The organism is Mesorhizobium sp. KR9-304, from assembly GCF_040049215.1.
Taxonomy (GTDB): domain Bacteria; phylum Pseudomonadota; class Alphaproteobacteria; order Rhizobiales; family Rhizobiaceae; genus Mesorhizobium_K.
Map to the genome: position 1 here is coordinate 135,859 of NZ_JBDZDN010000001.1, position 17,651 is coordinate 153,509.

16 protein-coding genes and 2 pseudogenes are annotated in these 17,651 nt (G+C 63.5%); 10 read left to right on the forward strand and 8 right to left on the reverse strand.

From position 1 onward, the window contains the following. Positions 1-25: 25 nt before the first annotated feature. Positions 26-532 (reverse strand): DUF721 domain-containing protein, encoded by a 507-nt coding sequence (locus tag ABLE71_RS00655; protein ID WP_348781458.1) that lies wholly within the window; start codon positions 530-532, stop codon positions 26-28. A 146-nt stretch (positions 533-678) separates the two neighbouring features. Here ABLE71_RS00655 and mutY point away from each other — a divergent pair, with 146 nt between their 5' ends. After that, on the forward strand, positions 679-1,791 hold the full coding sequence (gene mutY / locus ABLE71_RS00660; RefSeq protein ID WP_348781459.1) for an A/G-specific adenine glycosylase: 1,113 nt from the start codon (positions 679-681) through the stop codon (positions 1,789-1,791). A 10-nt stretch (positions 1,792-1,801) separates the two neighbouring features. Continuing rightward, entirely contained in the window at positions 1,802-2,413 is a 612-nt protein-coding gene (locus ABLE71_RS00665; RefSeq protein ID WP_348781460.1) for an HAD family phosphatase, read from the forward strand. On the opposite strand, the gene ABLE71_RS00670 is transcribed toward ABLE71_RS00665, so the two are convergent. Then, entirely contained in the window at positions 2,410-3,543 is a 1,134-nt protein-coding gene (locus tag ABLE71_RS00670) for a site-specific DNA-methyltransferase (RefSeq protein WP_348781461.1), read from the reverse strand. The two genes, ABLE71_RS00665 and ABLE71_RS00670, sit on opposite strands and share 4 nt — an antisense overlap. Positions 3,544-3,701: 158 nt before the next feature. Between ABLE71_RS00670 and ABLE71_RS00675 the strand changes: the two genes are divergently transcribed. Next, complete coding sequence (locus tag ABLE71_RS00675) at positions 3,702-4,388, forward strand: HAD family phosphatase (RefSeq protein ID WP_348781462.1); 687 nt, start codon at positions 3,702-3,704, stop codon at positions 4,386-4,388. A 6-nt stretch (positions 4,389-4,394) separates the two neighbouring features. Here ABLE71_RS00675 and ABLE71_RS00680 read toward each other — a convergent pair whose 3' ends face one another. Continuing rightward, positions 4,395-4,979, reverse strand: coding sequence for a hypothetical protein (locus ABLE71_RS00680; protein WP_348781463.1), 585 nt, complete (start codon positions 4,977-4,979; stop codon positions 4,395-4,397). 138 nt (positions 4,980-5,117) lie between these two features. Here ABLE71_RS00680 and thrC point away from each other — a divergent pair, with 138 nt between their 5' ends. The 4 genes from thrC to ABLE71_RS00700 are packed head-to-tail and all read left to right on the forward strand — an operon-like array spanning position 5,118 to position 11,323. Continuing rightward, positions 5,118-6,521 carry a threonine synthase gene (gene thrC / locus ABLE71_RS00685; protein WP_348781464.1) on the forward strand — a complete coding sequence of 468 codons (1,404 nt, stop codon included), beginning with the start codon at positions 5,118-5,120 and terminating at the stop codon, positions 6,519-6,521. Between the two features lie 6 nt (positions 6,522-6,527). After that, complete coding sequence (locus tag ABLE71_RS00690; RefSeq protein WP_348781465.1) at positions 6,528-7,820, forward strand: pitrilysin family protein; 1,293 nt, start codon at positions 6,528-6,530, stop codon at positions 7,818-7,820. Positions 7,821-7,835: 15 nt separating this feature from the next. Then, complete coding sequence (locus ABLE71_RS00695; protein ID WP_348781466.1) at positions 7,836-8,432, forward strand: GNAT family protein; 597 nt, start codon at positions 7,836-7,838, stop codon at positions 8,430-8,432. A 2-nt stretch (positions 8,433-8,434) separates the two neighbouring features. Beyond that, positions 8,435-11,323, forward strand: a complete 2,889-nt coding sequence (locus tag ABLE71_RS00700; RefSeq protein ID WP_348781467.1) for an EAL domain-containing protein — start codon at positions 8,435-8,437, stop codon at positions 11,321-11,323. Positions 11,324-11,364: 41 nt separating this feature from the next. On the opposite strand, the gene ABLE71_RS00705 is transcribed toward ABLE71_RS00700, so the two are convergent. Then, positions 11,365-11,970: a YqgE/AlgH family protein gene (locus ABLE71_RS00705; protein ID WP_348781468.1), complete on the reverse strand. Its 606-nt coding sequence runs from the start codon at positions 11,968-11,970 to the stop codon at positions 11,365-11,367. 138 nt (positions 11,971-12,108) lie between these two features. Here ABLE71_RS00705 and ABLE71_RS00710 point away from each other — a divergent pair, with 138 nt between their 5' ends. Next, the gene (locus tag ABLE71_RS00710; protein WP_348781469.1) at positions 12,109-12,903 is read left to right on the forward strand and encodes a protein-disulfide reductase DsbD domain-containing protein; all 795 of its coding nucleotides are present in this window, start codon (positions 12,109-12,111) and stop codon (positions 12,901-12,903) included. A 92-nt stretch (positions 12,904-12,995) separates the two neighbouring features. Further along, on the forward strand, positions 12,996-13,478 hold the full coding sequence (locus ABLE71_RS00715) for a peroxiredoxin (RefSeq protein ID WP_348781470.1): 483 nt from the start codon (positions 12,996-12,998) through the stop codon (positions 13,476-13,478). 230 nt (positions 13,479-13,708) lie between these two features. Here ABLE71_RS00715 and rnhA read toward each other — a convergent pair. The 4 genes and pseudogenes from rnhA to ABLE71_RS00735 all read right to left on the reverse strand — a co-directional run. Further along, positions 13,709-14,140, reverse strand: a pseudogene (rnhA, locus tag ABLE71_RS00720) (ribonuclease HI); the annotation flags it as partial. 14 nt (positions 14,141-14,154) lie between these two features. Continuing rightward, entirely contained in the window at positions 14,155-15,114 is a 960-nt protein-coding gene (locus ABLE71_RS00725; RefSeq protein ID WP_348781471.1) for a homoserine kinase, read from the reverse strand. 4 nt (positions 15,115-15,118) lie between these two features. Then, positions 15,119-16,123 carry a 4-hydroxy-3-methylbut-2-enyl diphosphate reductase gene (gene ispH / locus ABLE71_RS00730; RefSeq protein ID WP_348783614.1) on the reverse strand — a complete coding sequence of 335 codons (1,005 nt, stop codon included), beginning with the start codon at positions 16,121-16,123 and terminating at the stop codon, positions 15,119-15,121. Positions 16,124-17,055: 932 nt separating this feature from the next. Continuing rightward, positions 17,056-17,454, reverse strand: a complete 399-nt coding sequence (locus tag ABLE71_RS00735) for a VOC family protein (protein ID WP_348781472.1) — start codon at positions 17,452-17,454, stop codon at positions 17,056-17,058. A 104-nt stretch (positions 17,455-17,558) separates the two neighbouring features. Here ABLE71_RS00735 and ABLE71_RS00740 point away from each other — a divergent pair. Next, positions 17,559-17,639 (forward strand): annotated as a pseudogene (locus tag ABLE71_RS00740) (HTH domain-containing protein); the annotation flags it as partial. Positions 17,640-17,651 lie beyond the last annotated feature (12 nt).

Below are 17,651 nucleotides of genomic sequence, written 5' to 3' on the forward strand. Positions count from 1 at the left end.
GATCACGTTAGCGAGAGACTCGGAGTCAGGCTTTCGGCTTGCGCATGCCGACGATGTTGGCTCCCAGCCGCTCCAGCGACGCTCGTAGGTCATCGTCCTCGATATTGCCGACCGTGCTGGCAAGCCGGGCCTTTTCCCCTTGCGACAGCGCGCGCGGGACCGGTTTCGGCTTGGCCGGTTCGGGCGCCACCGGCTTCTGAACGATCCTGATTCTCCCAACAGCGGAAAATCCAAGAAACGCGTTCACGCGGCCGATGATCTCGCCGGTTTCATGCTGCAGGTGGAGCGCAGCCGCGCCCTCGCAGGCAACCACCAGCACCGCCGGCTCGAACGGATCGTCGTCGTGCATGCGCCGCGGCCATTGGATCTTTTCTGGCCGGGAGCTGCGCGCCAGCCGAGGCCCGACGATTTCCTCCCACGACTGCACGAGCCCGATCGAGATGCCCGCCCGCTTGCGCAGCAAGGGATCGAGTATTGCAGTCGCCAGGTCGCTGACGGCGACGGGATTGCGATTCGGCCCTTTTCCTGCCATGCGCGTCCAGCACCTATACCATTTCAACGCTTCGGTAGAATTGATGAAATGATCTAATTCCTTGTTTGTCGCAATTCCGAACGGAAAACCGGTTCCCACTTTTCCTGGAATTGCTTAGTTCGCCAATCTTGGCAGTTCCAGAAGCAATGGCACTCACCGGCAAAGCCCGCAAGGGAGCGTTTCACAAGGCGGACGGTCTGGCCGGCAGGCTGCTCGCCTGGTACGACGCCCATCATCGCGACCTGCCGTGGCGGGTTCCACCGTCCGCGCTTGCCAAAGGCGTCCGGCCCGACCCCTATCACGTCTGGCTATCGGAGATTATGCTGCAGCAGACGACTGTCGAGGCGGTGAAGCCGTATTTCCGGAAATTCCTCGATAAATGGCCCGAAGTGACGGACCTAGCCGCCGCCGAACCCGAGGACGTCATGAAGGCCTGGGCCGGTCTCGGCTACTATTCCCGCGCCCGCAATCTGAAGAAGTGCGCCGATCTCGTTGCGGCGCTGCCCGGCAGCCGATTTCCCAACGACGAAACCGGGTTGCGCGAACTTCCTGGTATCGGCGCCTATACGGCAGCCGCGATCGCGGCAATCGCCTTCGGGCGCAAGGCCGTCGTGATCGACGGCAATGTCGAGCGCGTCATGTCCCGGCTCTTCGAGATCCGCACGCCGCTGCCGGATTCCAAACCGGAAATACGCGCGCTGCTGGGGGAGTTGGTGCCCGACGAGCGGTCGGGAGATTTCGCGCAGGCGATGATGGATCTCGGTGCGACGGTCTGCACGCCGAAGCGTCCGCGCTGCATGCTTTGCCCAGTGCGGGAGGACTGCCGCGCCGTCCTCGCCGGCGACCCCGAGCTGCTTCCCGTACGCGGCGAAAAAGCGGACAAGCCGCGCAGGCGCGGCGCGGCATACGTCGCCGTCAGAAGCGATGGGGCGATCCTGCTGCGGACAAGACCCGAGAAAGGACTTCTCGGCGGCATGAGCGAGGTGCCGACGACGGGCTGGACCGCCCGCATCGACGGCGAAACGAGCGTGAAAAGTGCGCCCTTCCCGGCCGACTGGCGGCGCGCCGGCAGCATCAGCCATGTCTTCACGCATTTTGAGCTGGAGCTCGACGTCTACCGCGCGGAAGTGAAGGGCGCCACGGCACTTGCAGGGCATTGGTGGTCGCCGATCGCCGCAATCCATGACGAAGCGTTGCCGACCGTCATGAAAAAGGTCATCGAATCCGCCATTCCGGGCGCAACCAAACGCAGGCACTGAAGGGACCAGCATGACTGAAATACGCCACATCGTCTTCGACATCGGCAAGGTGCTGGTGCACTATGATCCCGACCTGCCTTTCAGCCGACTGATCCCCGATGAGGTCGAGCGGAAGTGGTTCTTCGACAATGTCTGCACCTCGGCCTGGAATATCGAACAGGACCGCGGCCGCACATGGGAAGAGGCAGAGGCGGAGCTGCTTGCCATCCATCCCGACCACGCGGAAAACATCCGGAACTTCCGCCGCCACTGGCACGAGATGGTGCCCCACGCCTATGACGACAGCGTCGCGCTGATGGAGCAGTTGATCGACGCCGGCAACGACGTAACGCTGCTCACCAACTGGGCGGCGGACACGTTTACCGAAGCGCGCGCCAGATTCCGCTTCCTCGAAAAGCCCAGGGGCATCACTGTTTCCGGCGAAATCGGGGTTATCAAGCCCGAGCGCGCGATCTTCGACCACCATGCGAGAGCGTTCGACCTGGAGCCGGCGGCAACCATCTTCATCGACGACAGCCAGAAGAACGTCGACGGCGCCAAGGCCGTGGGCTGGCAGGCGGTGCTGTTCACTGGCGCGGATCCGCTCGAAGCCGACCTTCGCCGGCTGGGAGTGGCCTTTTAGGCCCCTGCCCGCTCCATGCCGAGGCGGGCAATGCGGCGAAGCTCGTCGATCTGGGTGAGGCCGCCATTGCGCTCGTAGTGCCAGAAGGTCCAGCCATTGCAGGCGTCGAGACCCTGGACTACCGCACCGACCCGATGGATCGAGCCGGCTACGTCGCCGACGGCGAGCGTTCCGTCGGCGCGGACTTTCGCTGCCCAGCGCTTCTTGGAATCGTAGAGCGTGGCGCCTGGCTTCATGACGCCGGCGTCGATGAGGCTGACGAAGGCCACACGCGGCTCGGCCCGCTTGCTCGCTATCGTCGCAAGGTCTTCGACCGCCATCGGCTGAACGGCGGCGATGCGTTCGTTGGCGGCGTCGATATAGACCTGCTCGCGATCGACGCCGACGAAATTGCGGCCGAGGCGCTTGGCCACCGCGCCGGTGGTGCCGGAACCGAAGAAGGGGTCGAGCACCACGTCGCCGGGCTTGGTTGAGGCCAGCATGATGCGCGCGAGCAACGCTTCCGGCTTCTGCGTGGGATGCAACTTCTCGCCCTTGTCGTCCTTCAGCCGCTCAGCTCCCGTGCAGATCGGAAACAGCCAGTCGGAGCGCATCTGGACGTCGTCGTTGGCGGCCTTCATGGAGTCGTAGTTGAACGTATAGCCCTTTGCCTTGTGGTCGCGCGACGCCCAGATCAGCGTCTCGTGGGCGTTCTGGAAGCGGCGGCCGCGGAAGTTCGGCATCGGGTTGGTCTTGCGCCAGACGACGTCGTTCAGGATCCAGAAGCCGAGATCCTGCAGGGTCGCGCCGACGCGGAAGATGTTGTGGTAGGAGCCGATCACCCAGATCGTGCCGTTCGGCTTCAGCACCCGGCGGGCAGCGAGCAGCCAGGCGCGCGTGAAGGCGTCATAGGCGGCGAAGCTTTCGAACTGGTCCCAGTGATCGTCGACCGCGTCGACCTTGGACTGGTCCGGACGGTGCAGGTCGCCGTCGAGCTGGAGGTTGTAGGGCGGGTCGGCAAAGACCAGGTCGACCGACTTCTCCGGCAGCCGTTCGAGCGCGGCGACACAGTCGCCCTTGAGGATGGTGTTCAGCCATTCGGGCTCAGGGGAAGCCGAAAAAGAGCCGTCGAGAAGCGCCGCTGCGGACATGGTGATACTCGGTACACGCGTTACTGTTCACTCTCCGTTATGGTTACCGTTCTCGGTAAAGATTTAATGAAGCGTCGGCCCCGAATTTGCGATGCACACCGGCTTGGTGTAAGGCGCGCCGCTTGAACGGCCTCCCCAAAACGGTGCTTTCCGAAATCATGTCCCAGACAGACCTCGTCATTTTCGATTTCGACGGCACGCTCGTCGACAGCGAGATCATCGCCGCCCGCGTCGAGGCGGAGCTGATCACGCAGGCCGGTTACGAGATCACGGCCGAGGAGATCTTCGAACTCTATGCCGGGCTCACCTTCAAGGATATCCTGCTCAGGATCGAGGATGTCGCCGCAATCCCGTTCAAGGCCTCGCTGATCGACCAGGCGGAGGAACTGGTCGATCAGCGCCTGAAAAGCGAGGCGCGCATCATCGAAGGAGCGCGCGAAGCCGTGGCTTCCGTGACAGCCAACCGCTGTATTTGCTCCAACTCCCGCATGGAACGGATCGGCTTCATGCTGGACAAGACCGGGCTAGCGCCGTTCTTTGCCGACCGCGTCTTCTCGTCCCTGGAAACACCGTCAGGCAAGCCGAAGCCGGCGCCAGACGTGTTCCTGCATGCCGCCGCGACCCTCGGCGCAAATCCGGCCGGCACCTTCGTCGTCGAGGATTCCGTCCACGGCGTTGCCGGCGCCAGGCTGGCTGGCATGCGCGTCATCGGCTTTACGGGTGCGGCCCACAGCTATCCCGGCCACGCCGACGTGCTGACCGAGGCCGGAGCCGAGACGGTGATCCGCCGGTGGGCCGATTTCCGTGGCGTGATCGCGGCGCTGTCCGAGTGGTCCGACGCTTAAGCCGCCTTATTCGTCTGCCGCGTCACCGGCTTTCTTCTTCGGCGGGCCTGCGTCGAAACCCGCGAACACCTGAAGCCCTTGGTCGGTCGGGTTGGGCACGGTGACGGCGGGATCGTTGAAGACGAATTGCTGGGCCTGCCCGCCGTCCTGCGCGACCTGATGGTTGTGCAGTTGCGAATACTGAACCTCCTCACCGTGCAGCACGACCACCCTGATCGGCAGGGTCACGGCGCCGGAAACCCCAGCCGGGCCGGGAACGACGCGGCCCGCGACAGCGACATTTATCGTCAGCATCCCATTGGCGCGACTGCAGCTTCGCGTCACCGCGGAGATCGAAGCCTGGTAGCTTAGTTTGGCGGGATCTTCCTCGCCGCCCTTCACGTATTTGTTGATGTAGCCGGTGTCTTCCTTCAACCTCACCTTGGGGCAATAGGCCAGCAGCTCGCTCGCCAGGATCTTGCCTTCTTCCGGCTGCGTCTCCTTCTTGCCGCCGCCAAGTCCCAGCACGCCGCCGGCGTCGCCCGACTGACAGCCTGCGGCGGCCAGGATCAAGCCTGCAAGCGCAAAACCCGCCAGAAAACGACCGTTCATCAATCGAAACGCCATAAACTGCACTTCCCTCTCGCAAAGCGGCTGCTCTATAGCAACCGCGAGGCAAAAATGCGACTGACAACGCGCGAAAATTAACGATCAGCCGGTAACACCGGCAGCCGGAATGGACGGAACCGCATGAAATATGTGAGCACGCGGGGGGAAGCCCCGGTCCTCGGTTTTTCGGACGCCGTGCTCGCGGGCCTTGCGCGCGACGGCGGGCTTTACGTGCCGCAAGACTGGCCTCAGTTCAGCGCGGCAGATATCCGCGCCATGCGCGGTCTTGCCTATCCCGACCTCGCGGTGCGGCTGCTGACCCCGTTCCTTGGCGGCGAGATCGCGCCTGTTGTCTTCGAGCGTCTGGCTCGCGAGGCTTACGCCACCTTCAGGCACGAAGCCGTCTGCCCGATCGTGCAATTTGGCCCCAATGCCTTCGTGCTCGAGCTCTTCCACGGCCCGACCCTGGCATTCAAGGACGTGGCGATGCAGTTGCTGGCGCGCCTGATGGACCACGTGCTTGCCGAGCGCGGCCAGCGCGCCACGATCGCCGGAGCCACATCCGGCGACACGGGCGGGGCTGCCATCGAAGCCTTCGCCGGACGCGACCGCACCGACATCTTCATCCTCTTCCCGCATGGGCGCGTGTCGCCCGTGCAGCAGCGTCAGATGACCACCTCGACCGCGCCGAATGTCCATGCGCTCGCCATCGAGGGGAATTTCGACGACTGCCAGGGCCTGGTGAAGGACATGTTCAACGACCACGGCTTTCGGGACCGGGTTTCGCTGTCGGGCGTAAACTCGATCAACTGGGCGCGCATCATGGCTCAGATCGTCTATTACTTCTCGTCGGCGATCTCGCTCGGCAGCCCCGACCGTCCGGTTTCCTTTACCGTGCCGACCGGCAATTTCGGCGACATCTTCGCCGGCTACGCGGCAAAGCGCATGGGTCTGCCGATCGAGCGGCTGGTCATTGCGACCAACGACAACGACATCCTGGCGCGTACGCTCGCGTCCGGCGAGTACCGGACCAAGGGTGTCATTGCGACGACTTCGCCTTCCATGGACATACAGGTCTCATCCAACTTCGAGCGGCTTCTGTTCGAGGCTGGCGACCGGGACGCCCCGGCTGTCCGCCGCAGCATGGACGGGTTGAAGCAATCCGGCGCCTTCACGGTCGAGCCGGCGACGCTTTCCCGCATACGCGCCGAATTCGACGCCGGACGCGCCACCGTCGCGGAAGCGGCGGAGGCTATCCGCTCGATGCTCAAGACGAATGGATACCTGCTCGACCCGCATACCGCGACCGGCGTGCATGTCGCCCGGCAGAAGGCGTCGCCGGAAACACCGATGATCGTGCTGGCAACCGCCCATCCGGCAAAATTCCCAGATGCGGTCGAGGCCGCCAGCGGCGTGCGGCCCGTCCTGCCTGAATGGCTTGCCGGAATGATGGACGCAACGGAAAGATATACGGTACTTCCATCCGATCTAAAAATGGTGGAAGATCATATAAACCGTCGTGCACGAGCGGCGTCAGGGAGTTAAGTCTATATGGGTGTTGAGGTAAGCCGTCTGTCGAACGGCCTGACAGTCGCAACCGAAACCCTTCCAAGCATCGAATCCGTTGCACTAGGCGTCTGGGTCAAGTCGGGCGCGCGAAACGAACGCGACGACGAGCATGGAATGGCGCATCTGCTGGAGCACATGGCGTTCAAGGGAACGTCGCGGCGCAGCGCCTTCGAGATTGCTTCGGAAATCGAGAACGTCGGCGGCGAGATCAACGCTGCGACCAGCGTCGAGACGACCTCCTACTATGCCCGTGTGCTTACCGACGATGTGCCGCTGGCAGTTGATATCCTGGCCGACATCCTGACCGACTCGAATTTCGATGCCGCCGAACTCGAGCGCGAGCAGCACGTGATCCTGCAGGAGATCGGGGCCGCGCACGATACGCCCGACGACATCGTCTTCGACAAGTTCACCGAAACCGCCTACCGGCATCAGACGATCGGCCGCTCGATCCTCGGCACGCCGGAAACGGTGCAGTCCTTCACCTCCGCGCAGATCCACGACTTCATCAACCGGCAGTATGGCGCCGAGCGCATGGTGGTGGTGGCGGCGGGCGACATCAAGCACGACGCCTTCGTGCGCGAGGTCGAGAAGCGCCTCGGTTCCTTCCGCAGCAAGTCCGACGGCCTGGTGCCGAACTACGCCCAGTATATCGGCGGCGACTTTCGCGAGAACCGGGATCTGATGGATGCTCAGATCATCCTCGGCTTCGAGGGCCGCGCCTATCACGTGCGCGACTTCTACGCTTCCCAGGTGCTGTCGATGATCCTGGGCGGTGGCATGTCGTCGAGACTTTTCCAGGAGGTTCGCGAGAAACGCGGCCTTTGCTATTCGGTCTATGCCTTCCATTGGGGCTTTTCGGACACCGGCATATTCGGCGTCCATTCGGCGACCGGGCAAAGCGACATTTCAAAGCTGATACCGGTCATCGTGGATGAGCTCCAGAAAGCCGGCGAAGGCATCTCCCAGGACGAACTCAACAGGGCCCGCGCGCAGTATCGTGCGGGCCTTATCATGTCGGGCGAAAGCGCATCGAGCCGCGCATCGCAGATCGCCCGCCAGCTTCTCCTTTTTGGGCGGCCGATCGCCAAGGAGGAGCTCATGGAGCGGCTCTCGGCCCTCACCGTGGAGCGGCTCAGGGACCTGTCCTCGCGGCTCTTCTCCACCACGCCGACCATCGCCGCGGTTGGTCCCATCGGCAAACTCGCCCCCTATGAGGCGATTCGCGACGCTCTTCCCGGACAAGAGACGAGCCTGCGCCGACGCGCGGTCTGATCCCGGTTCCATAGAATGTTCCCGCTACCGTTCTTCCGGCGCGCTCCTCCGGCGCTGAAAGGCAAACGCGTCACGCTCAGAATGCCGGTCTCCAGCGATTTTCGCGAATGGGCGAAGCTCAGGGGCGAGAGCCGCGCCTTCCTCGAGCCCTGGGAACCAAGCTGGGCGCCGGATGAACTGGAAAAATCGGCCTGGCGCTATCGGCTGAGGCGCTATCGCGAGGACTACGCCCGCGGCACCGCAATCGCATTCTTCATCTTTGAAACCGACACCGGAAAGCTGCTCGGCGGCGTGACGTTGGGGAACATCCGACACGGCGTTTCCCGCTCCGGCCACATCGGCTATTGGATCGGCGAAAAATACGCCGGTCGGGGCTACATGGCGGACGCGCTCGAACTGCTTGCGCAACATGCCTTCCACACGATGCGGTTGCACCGGATCGAGGCTGCCTGTATTCCCGGAAACAAGCGGTCCATCCGTGTGCTTGAAAAAGCCGGATTCACGCGCGAAGGGCTGTTGCGATCCTACCTGAAGATCAACGGAGGCTGGCAGGATCATTATCTTTACGCGCTGATCGCCGACGATCAGCGCGGCGCCGGGGCAAAGGACTGATTTTGGCGATCGACTTCCTCAAAGCGCGGCTTGCCGCATTTGCCCTGGCGGCCGTCGCCGTGCTTTGCCTGGCCACGAGCGCGCTTGCCATCGAGCCGATCAAGATTTCGCGCGACAACGTCGCTCTCGACCTGTCGCGCGCGGTCCAGATCTACCAGAACCAGGGCGAGAATTTCCAGGTCTCCACCGCTCCCGGCCCGGACGGCATCGTCCGCCGCATCGAGGTCGAAGCCAATGACGAACGGTCGACCGGCGACTGGGCGGTCTTTGCGCTCGCCAACACGACCGACGAACAACTCGACCGGCTGATCGTGGCGCCGCATTTCCGCCTCGTGAATTCGGGGCTGTTCTGGCCCGACCTCGGTTCGAACCGCATCGCTGCGATCACGCCCAGCGAGGGCTTTGCGCTCGATCGCCAGGCGAGCCCCAACGCGGACGTGTTCCTGGTTACGCTCAATCCCGGCGCGGTCGTCACCTTCATCGCGGAACTCGCCTCCCCGAACCTGCCGCAGGTCTATCTCTGGGATCCCGAGCCCTACAAGGATTCGGTGAACTCCTACACGCTCTACCGCGGCATCGTGATCGGCATCGCCGGTCTGCTCGCGCTGTTCCTGACCATTCTCTTCGTGGTCAAGGGGACGTCTATGTTCCCTGCGACTGCCGCGCTCTCCTGGGCGGTGCTGGCCTATATCAGCGTCGATTTCGGCTTCCTCAACAAGATCATCGAGATATCGCCCGGCAACGAGCAGATATGGCGCGCAGGAACCGAGGTTGGCCTCGCCGCCACCTTCGTCGTTTTCCTGTTCGCCTATCTCAACCTCAACCGATGGCACGGGCATTTCAGTTACGGCGCCTTCGTCTGGATTTGCGGCCTGGTGCTGATCGCCGGCGTCGCGATCATCGATCCAGCGGTCGCGGCCGGCATTGCGCGGCTCTCGTTCGCCGCGACGGCGATCACCGGCATCGGCCTCATCATCTTCCTCGGCATCCGCGGCTACGACCGCGCGATCATGCTGATCCCGAGCTGGGTCATGGTGCTGATCTGGCTCACCGGCTCGTGGATGGCGATCACCGGCATGATCGACAACGACGTGGTGCAGCCGGCGCTCGGCGGCGGCCTCATCCTCATCATCCTGCTGATCGGTTTTACGATCATGCAGCACGCCTTCGCCGGCGGCGCCCTGCATCAGGGCCTGTTCAGCGACATGGAACGGCAGGCGCTGGCCGTGGTCGGGTCGGGCGACATCGTGTTCGACTGGGACGTGCTGCGCGACCGCGTCGTGACGAAGCCCGACATCAGCCTGCAACTCGGCCTGCCGCCGAACAGCCTGGGCGGCCCTGCCCGTACCTGGCTGCCGGCGCTGCATTCGGACGACCGCGACACGTTCCGCACAACCCTCGATGTCGTCCTGGAGCATCGGCGCGGCAGGGTCGCGCAGAGCTTCCGGCTGCGCGGCGCCGACGGGCACTATCACTGGTTCTCGCTGAGAGCCCGCCCGGTTGTCGGGTCCGACGGCGAAGTCATCCGCTGCGTCGGCACGATGGTCGAGGTCACCGAGCAGAAGAAGGCCGAGGAACGGCTGCTGCACGACGCCGTGCACGACAATCTGACCGGCCTGCCCAACCGTGAGCTTTTCATGAACCGGCTGGAGGCGATCATTTCGGTCTCCAAGTCCGAAGACAAGATCCAGCCGACCGTCTTCGTCATCGACATCGACCGGTTCAAGCAGGTCAATGACGGGCTCGGCATCTCTGCCGGCGACACGATCCTGCTTACCATCGCGCGGCGCCTGCATCGGTTGCTCAAGCCGAAGGATTCGCTGTCGCGCTTCGCCGGCGACCAGTTCGCGCTGATGCTGCTGTCCGAGCAGGACCCTGCCCGCATCGCCGGCGTCGCCGACGCCATCAAGCAGGCGATCCGCGCGCCGATCAATTTCGCCAAGCGCGAGATCGTGCTGACGGCCTCGATCGGGCTGATCACCTGGACGAACTCGCAGAACACGGCCGAGGACATGGTCAAGGACGCCGAACTTGCCATGCATCAGGCAAAACGCTTCGGCGGCGACCGCATCGAGCCGTTCCGTCCAGCCTTCCGCTCGGTCGGCACCGACAGGCTGCAGCTCGAATCCGACCTGCGCCGCGCCGCCGAGCGCAAGGAATTCACCCTAGCCTACCAGCCGATCGTGCGGCTGGAGGACGGCACGGTGGCCGGTTTCGAGGCGCTGCTGCGCTGGGACCACCCCCGCCGCGGCTCCATTCCGCCGTCGGATTTCATCCCCGTCGCCGAGAATTGCGGCTTGATCGTCCAACTCGGCCTCTTCGCCATGCAGCGCGCCGCCGAGGACCTCGCGATGTGGCAGAAGCAGATCGGCGATACGCCGCTTTCCGTTTCGGTGAACCTATCCAGCCGGCAGCTGATCCGGCGCGACCTCGTCAGCGACGTGCGCTCGGTGATCGCCCGGGCGAATCTCAAGCCGCGCTGCTTCCGGCTGGAGCTCACCGAGTCGCTGGTGATGGACAATCCCGAGCAGACCAACCATGTGCTCACCAAGCTTAAGCAGCTCGGCATTGGCCTTTCGCTCGACGATTTCGGCACCGGCTATTCCTCCTTGTCCTACCTGACGCGTTTCCCCTTCGACACGATCAAGATCGACAAGAGCTTCGTCGACGACAACACGCCGAAGCGGGCGGTGCTGCTCAAATCCATGGTCAACATGGCTCATGAGCTCGGCCTGTCGGTCGTCGCCGAGGGCGTTGCGGACGAAAACGATGCGCTGGAACTGAGACAGATGGGCTGCGAATATGTGCAGAGCTACATGTTCGGCGCGCCTATTCCCGGCGACCAGGTGCTCAAGATGCTGAAGGAACAGTATCCGCTCGCCCAAGCGTAAGGGTGGGCAGCCTGGTGCGTTCTTTGAGGCTCGGCTACCCCTCAGGCGTGGCCGGCCGTATTGCTGAGATGGGCGAGGTCGATGCCGATCGAGGCCAGGATGCGGTCGTATTTGCGGTCGATGTCGGCGTCGAACAGCAGATCCGGCGTCGCCGGGCAGGTCAGCCAGCCATTCTCGGCGATCTCGTTTTCCAGTTGCCCGGCGCCCCAGCCCGAATAGCCGAGCGCCATCAGCGCGCGGCGTGGGCCGCGGCCCGAGGAGATGGCGCGCAGGATATCGACGGTCGCGGTCAGGCAGATGTCGTCCGATACGGGCAATGAGGATTCGACTGTATAATCGCCCGAATGCAGGACAAAACCGCGGCTGCGGTCGACCGGGCCGCCGTTGCGGACGACGAAGTCGCGCGCCTTCTGCGGCAGGCGGATCACTTCCTGTTCGTTCATGATGCCGAGTTGGACCAGAAGATCGGGAAACTGCATCTGCTGAGCCTGGTTGATGATCAGGCCCATGGCGCCCTCGTCGCTGTGAGCGCAGACATAGATCACCGCGCGAGCGAAGCGGTCGTCCTTCATGCCCGGCATGGCGATGAGGAACTGGTCGTCGAGAAACCCGCGAACTGCGGATTTTTTCTGCCGCAATAGGTCCATGGCATCAAAATAACGCGTTTCATCCGCGCTTGAAAGACGGCTTTCGCCTTCCGTCGCAGGCAAACTCACGCAAAAATGATGCTTTTCGTCCCTGGGTTCGTTGCGGAGCGCTGCCGCAAGGTTCAAAAGTCACCCGCAATGAAAGCCCTGTCCGCATCCGCCATCCTGTTCGCGCTGCTGATCGCTGCGCCGGCTCGCGCGGCGTCGAGCGACTGGTTCGAGATGGAAGGGGCGCGCGTGAGGCTCGTCACGGCCGGAAAGCCCGACGCCCTGGGCCGGCTCAGAGGCGCCCTCGACATCGAGCTCAAGCCCGGCTGGAAGACCTATTGGCGCGATCCGGGCGACGCGGGGGTGCCGCCGACGATCGATGCGTCCGCAAATCCCAATATCGACACGGTCGCGTTCGATTTTCCGGCGCCGCAGCGGCACGACGAAAGCGACTTCAAATGGGCCGGCTACGACTATCCGGTCGCGCTGCCGGTCACCTTCAAGTTCAAGGATCCGGCAGGGTCCGCGACAATCGACGCCAATGTATTTCTCGGCGTGTGCGAGACGATCTGCGTTCCGGTTCAGGCCAAGCTCGCCGTCGACCCCGGCGCCGACGATCCCGAGGACGTGGCTGCGGTTTCGGCGGCGTTTGCCGACATCCCGCCGCCTGCTCGTCCCGACTTCGGCCTGAAGGTTGCGAGCAAGCCCGGCGACGCGAAAGCGCTTCTGGAAGTCACATCCCCCGGCGATGCCGGGACAGCCGAACTTTTCCTCGCCGGAGAGGACGGCTATGTCTTATCCACGCCCGACAGGGAAATACGTGACGGCACGACCTTCTTCGTCGTCGAAGTGACCCGGCCGGACGAAGCGCCGACAGGACCGGGCCTGCATTATACGCTCGTCACCGAGCACGGCGCGGTCAGCGGTTTCCTGCCCTATCTCTGAGCTGGACCATCCGATGCCTGCGGAGCGGCGGTTGTCCGCGAGGCCATAAGCCGCTACCTGACTGTCCGGCCATATCCCAAGGATCTTTTTTCATGACCATTGCCGCTGGCGAAAAACTGCCTGATGCCAAGTTCAAGACCATGACCGCCGACGGCCCGAGGGATCTCACTACCGCCGACATATTCGCCGGCAAGACGGTCGTGCTGTTCGGCGTGCCGGGCGCGTTCACTCCGACCTGCAGCAACAACCACCTGCCGGGCTATATCGAAAATCATGACGCCATCCTGGCGCGCGGCGTCGACACGATCGCCGTCGTGGCGACCAACGACGTCCATGTGATGGGCGCCTGGGCACGATTCAGCGGCGGCGAAGGCAAAATCCTGTACCTGGCCGACGGAAGCGGTGACTTCGCCCGCGCCGCCGGGCTTGAGGTCGACCTCAGCCAAGCCGGCATGGGGCTGCGCAACAAGCGCTTCTCGATGATCGTCGACGACGGATTGGTCAGGGCGATCAATGTCGAGACTAAACCCGGCGTCAACGAATCCGGCGCGGCGCAGATCCTCGAGCAGCTCTGAACCCTCTTCTTTGCCGCAATTCCGGACGGAAAACCGGTTCCCACTTTTCCTGGAATTGCCTAGTAGCTCTGCGTGGAGCGGCGCGGCTTTGGCTTCGCCGCTCTTACATTGCCGGAAGGCGCGGCGGGTCCAGCCGATGAAGGTTTGGTAGGCCGCGCGCCGCTTTTCCCACTCCCCTCTGTCGGCTTTGCCGACCGCTCCCCGCCAGGCGGACCGGACGGGCGCTTCGTCTTGAACGGGGCCATGCCCATGCGGGCGAGCTCGTCGGCGCGTTCGTTCTCGGCATGGCCGGCATGGCCCTTGACCCAGTGCCACTTGACCTTGTGACGCCGGTTGGCCTCGTCGAGCGCCTGCCAGAGTTCGGCGTTCTTCACGGGCTTCCTGTCGGCGGTCTTCCAGCCGTTGCGCTTCCACCCGTGGATCCAGCCGGAAATACCGTCCATCACGTACTTGCTGTCGGTGTGAAGCAGCACCTCGCAAGGCTCCTTCAGCGCGTTGAGCGCCGAGATCGCCGCCAGCAGTTCCATGCGGTTATTGGTGGTGACCGCCTCGCCGCCGGACAGTTCCTTCGTCGTGCCGTTGAAACGCAGCACCGCGCCCCAGCCGCCCGGGCCGGGATTGCCCGAGCACGCGCCGTCAGTGAATATCTCTACCGTCTTCATGCCGGGCGTATTCATCACAGTCCGTACTCGGTGGGTGACCTGACCGCGCGGTGAAAGCGCAGCCGGCGAATGTATTCGACGGGGTCGCGCTTCTGCACCAGCGCACCGTCGGGGATCGTCAGCCAGTCGTAGAGGCGCGTCAACATGAAGCGTAGCGCCGACCCGCGCGCCAGGAGCGGCAGCGCCTGCTTTTCTGCTTCGCTGAGCGGCCGTACCGCCTGATAGGCGGAAAGCAGCGCCCTGCCCTTGGTCAGATTGAAGGAAAAGTCCTTCTCGAAGCACCATGCATTGAGGCAGGTGGCGACGTCATAGGCGTAAAAATCGTTGCAGGCGAAATAGAAGTCGATCACGCCGGAGAGCTTGTCGCCGAGAAAGAAGACGTTGTCGGGGAAAAGGTCGGCATGGATGACGCCCGACGGCAAGTCCGTCGGCCAGTCCCTGTCGAACAAAGCGAAATCGGCATCGACCTCGGCGGCAAGGCCCGGCTCCACCTCGTCGGCGCGCTCGTGCGAGCCAGCCCAGAGCTTGCGCCAGCCGTCTATAGCCAGCGCGTTCGGTCGCGACAGCGGGAAATCCATGCCGGCGACGTGCATTTCGGCGAGCGCACGGCCGACTTCGCGGCAATGGGCGGCGGTCGGGCGTCGCATCCACATGCCTTCGAGGAAGGTGATGAGCGCCGCCGGACGGCCGGCGAGCGTGCCGAACAGCTTGCCGTCATGGCGCTCCACCGGCAGCGGACAGGAGATTCCCTTGCCGGCAAGGTGATGCATCAGGCCGAGGAAGAACGGCAGGTCGTCTACATCGACCCGCTTTTCGTAAAGGGTGAGGATGAAGGAACCCTCGGAGGTGTGAAGCAAAAAATTCGAGTTCTCCGAGCCCTCGGCGATGCCCTTGTAGGAGAGAAGCCTTCCGGCGGGATATTCCCGCAGGAAAGTCTCGAGTTCGCTTTCGGAAACGTCGGTGTAGACGGCCATGCGTTCAGCCGTTGACGAAGGCCATGTCGGCCCTGGTGAGTTCGACGTCGCGCAGAGCGCGCATGACAGGGAAGTTCTCCGTCTCGGTGGCGGTCACCGCGAGGTCTACAGTCACGTCGAAGCGCGAGCGGAAAGCGTCGATGATTTCGTCGACGATGATCTCGGGCGCCGAGGCGCCTGCCGAAAGGCCTAGCGTCCCGATCGCGCCGATGCGGTCCCAGGGAATCTCAGAGGCGCGCTGGACGAGCAGCGACATTTTTGCGCCGGCACGTTCGGCGACCTCGACAAGCCGCATCGAGTTCGACGAATTGGGCGCACCGACGACAAGGAACAGGTCGGCTCCGGCGGCGGTCTCCTTGACCGCATCCTGGCGGTTGGTGGTGGCGTAGCAGATCGACTCGGCGGCGGCGGCGTGGAGCTCAGGGAATTTTTCCTGCAGCGCTTGGATAACGCCGGCCGTGTCCTCGACCGAGAGCGTGGTCTGGGTGACGAAACCGAGCGCCGCTGGGTCGGCCGGCTCGAAGCGCGCAACATCGGCTTCGTTTTCGATCAGCGTGACAGCGCCTTCCGGCAGTTGTCCCATCGTGCCGATCACCTCGGGGTGCCCGGCATGGCCGATGAGCAGCACATGGCGACCGAGGCGCTGGTGGCGCATCGCCTGCTTGTGGACCTTGGAGACCAGCGGGCAGGTCGCGTCGAGATAGAAGAGGTTACGCGCCTGAGCATCGGCGGGGACGGATTTCGGCACGCCGTGGGCCGAGAAGACGACCGGGCTCGCCTGATGCTCCGGCGGGATTTCGCTGAGTTCCTCGATGAAGACGGCGCCGAGTTTCTGCAGCCCTTCGACCACATAGCGGTTGTGCACGATCTCGTGGCGGACATAGACCGGCGCGCCGTATTTCTTCAGCGCCAGCACAACGATCTGGATCGCGCGGTCGACGCCCGCGCAGAAGCCGCGCGGCTGGCAGAGCCGGATGGTCAGCGGCGGTTTGGTGTGTCGGGCGAGCATGGTGCCGAAATGGCGTCGGGGGATGCGGTGTGTCAAGGGGAAGGCCTGCCTTTCCGCGCGTTTCGCCGTCGCCACGCCCCGTTGCCGGTCTGGCCATTACTTGGAAGGTAGTCGGGAAGCGGGGCGCGATGGCCGAGCCTCTCAGACTAATTCAATGGCGCAGCTTGCCGCGCCCCGCCGGCGTTTTTTGGCCCTCCCATTCCCCAACTCAACACACACCGGCTATGACCTGTCCGAAAATACGAACGCCTCGGAAGATCATGTGCAGCCGGCAGTTTCAAAGTACGGCCAGCGCCAGGGACATACCCACGCCTGGTCCCCGTCGCTTGCGCGCGGGGAGTCTTGGGAACTCCGGGAGACCCTCGACCTCCACGGCCACGTTAGCCGCTTCACCCGAGCGCCGGTCCCTCCCCGCAAACCACCGTCATGATCGGCGTTCCCGCAGGAGAAACTGCGCACAGGATAAACGAGGCGGGAGCGGTGGGGAAAAAGGAGCTTTGAAAAAATCCCATCTCTCGCGATTTCCGACACTTAACCTCGTGAAGAACTCGGCTAAGCTGTTGAAATCGCTTTCTTCCCCGCATCGGGTGAGATCATGGCCGCGCCATGGCTACCAAAAAATCTATCAACGTCTCGGTGTTCTATGAGAAAATGCCGCCCGGTATCTCGCTTCGCGCGAGTATCAACGTCGTCCTAGGCCCTGGGGTTACCCGACAGCGCGCAAGGAAGACCTGCAACGGTCGAGTTTCGAAACCAGGGACGAAGAAGGGCGTGACGTACACGCTAATCGCCGCGAAGCGGCTGCTATGGACCTATGTCGCAAGCGACCCAAAGGGAAACCGCTCAAGCTAGCAGTAGCGCGACCAGCTACGCGCCAGCGGCCGTCATATGCGGACCTCCCTCACCGAGGGATAACCTGGCAGGCCAGCCCATCACCGACCGCTAAAGCGTTGTCTCGCCGCCTCGGTAACGGGCGTATAGAGGGCGACGCGGGTGCCCTCAGGATCGGAGAACTGGACGGTGCGGTTTCCCCAAGGCAAATCCTTGGGCTCATGCACCACTTCGACCTGGTCTTTGAGCCGTGCGAATTCCGCATCGACGTCCGATACCATGAACTCGAGAATGGCGGTCTTGTTGGCGCGGGGCTCCGCGCTGCCCTCCTTGAACAGAGCCACCGTCTCCGCGCTCCCGATTGCCAAAGCCGCGCCCGGCGTGACGATCTCGGCGAACACGGGAGCAAGCCAGTCCGCGCGGTAGCCCGTCACCAGTTCGTAGAAGGCCACCATGCTTTTGATGTCCGCGGCGACGAGACGGGTGGATGCAAATTTCATCACTTTTCCTTCGGTCGTAACGATCCGTTTCCGCGGTTTTCGTGACACAGTCGTACTGACAGCATTGTGGCAGCAGGAGTCGGCAGCGGGACGGCTTTTTTCAGATTATCCAGATGCTTCGAAGGTCGAGCCGCCCGGTCACCTCGGCGCAGCTTGCGTATGAACTCGAGGTCGCGCGACGAACCGGCTGCTTGCGC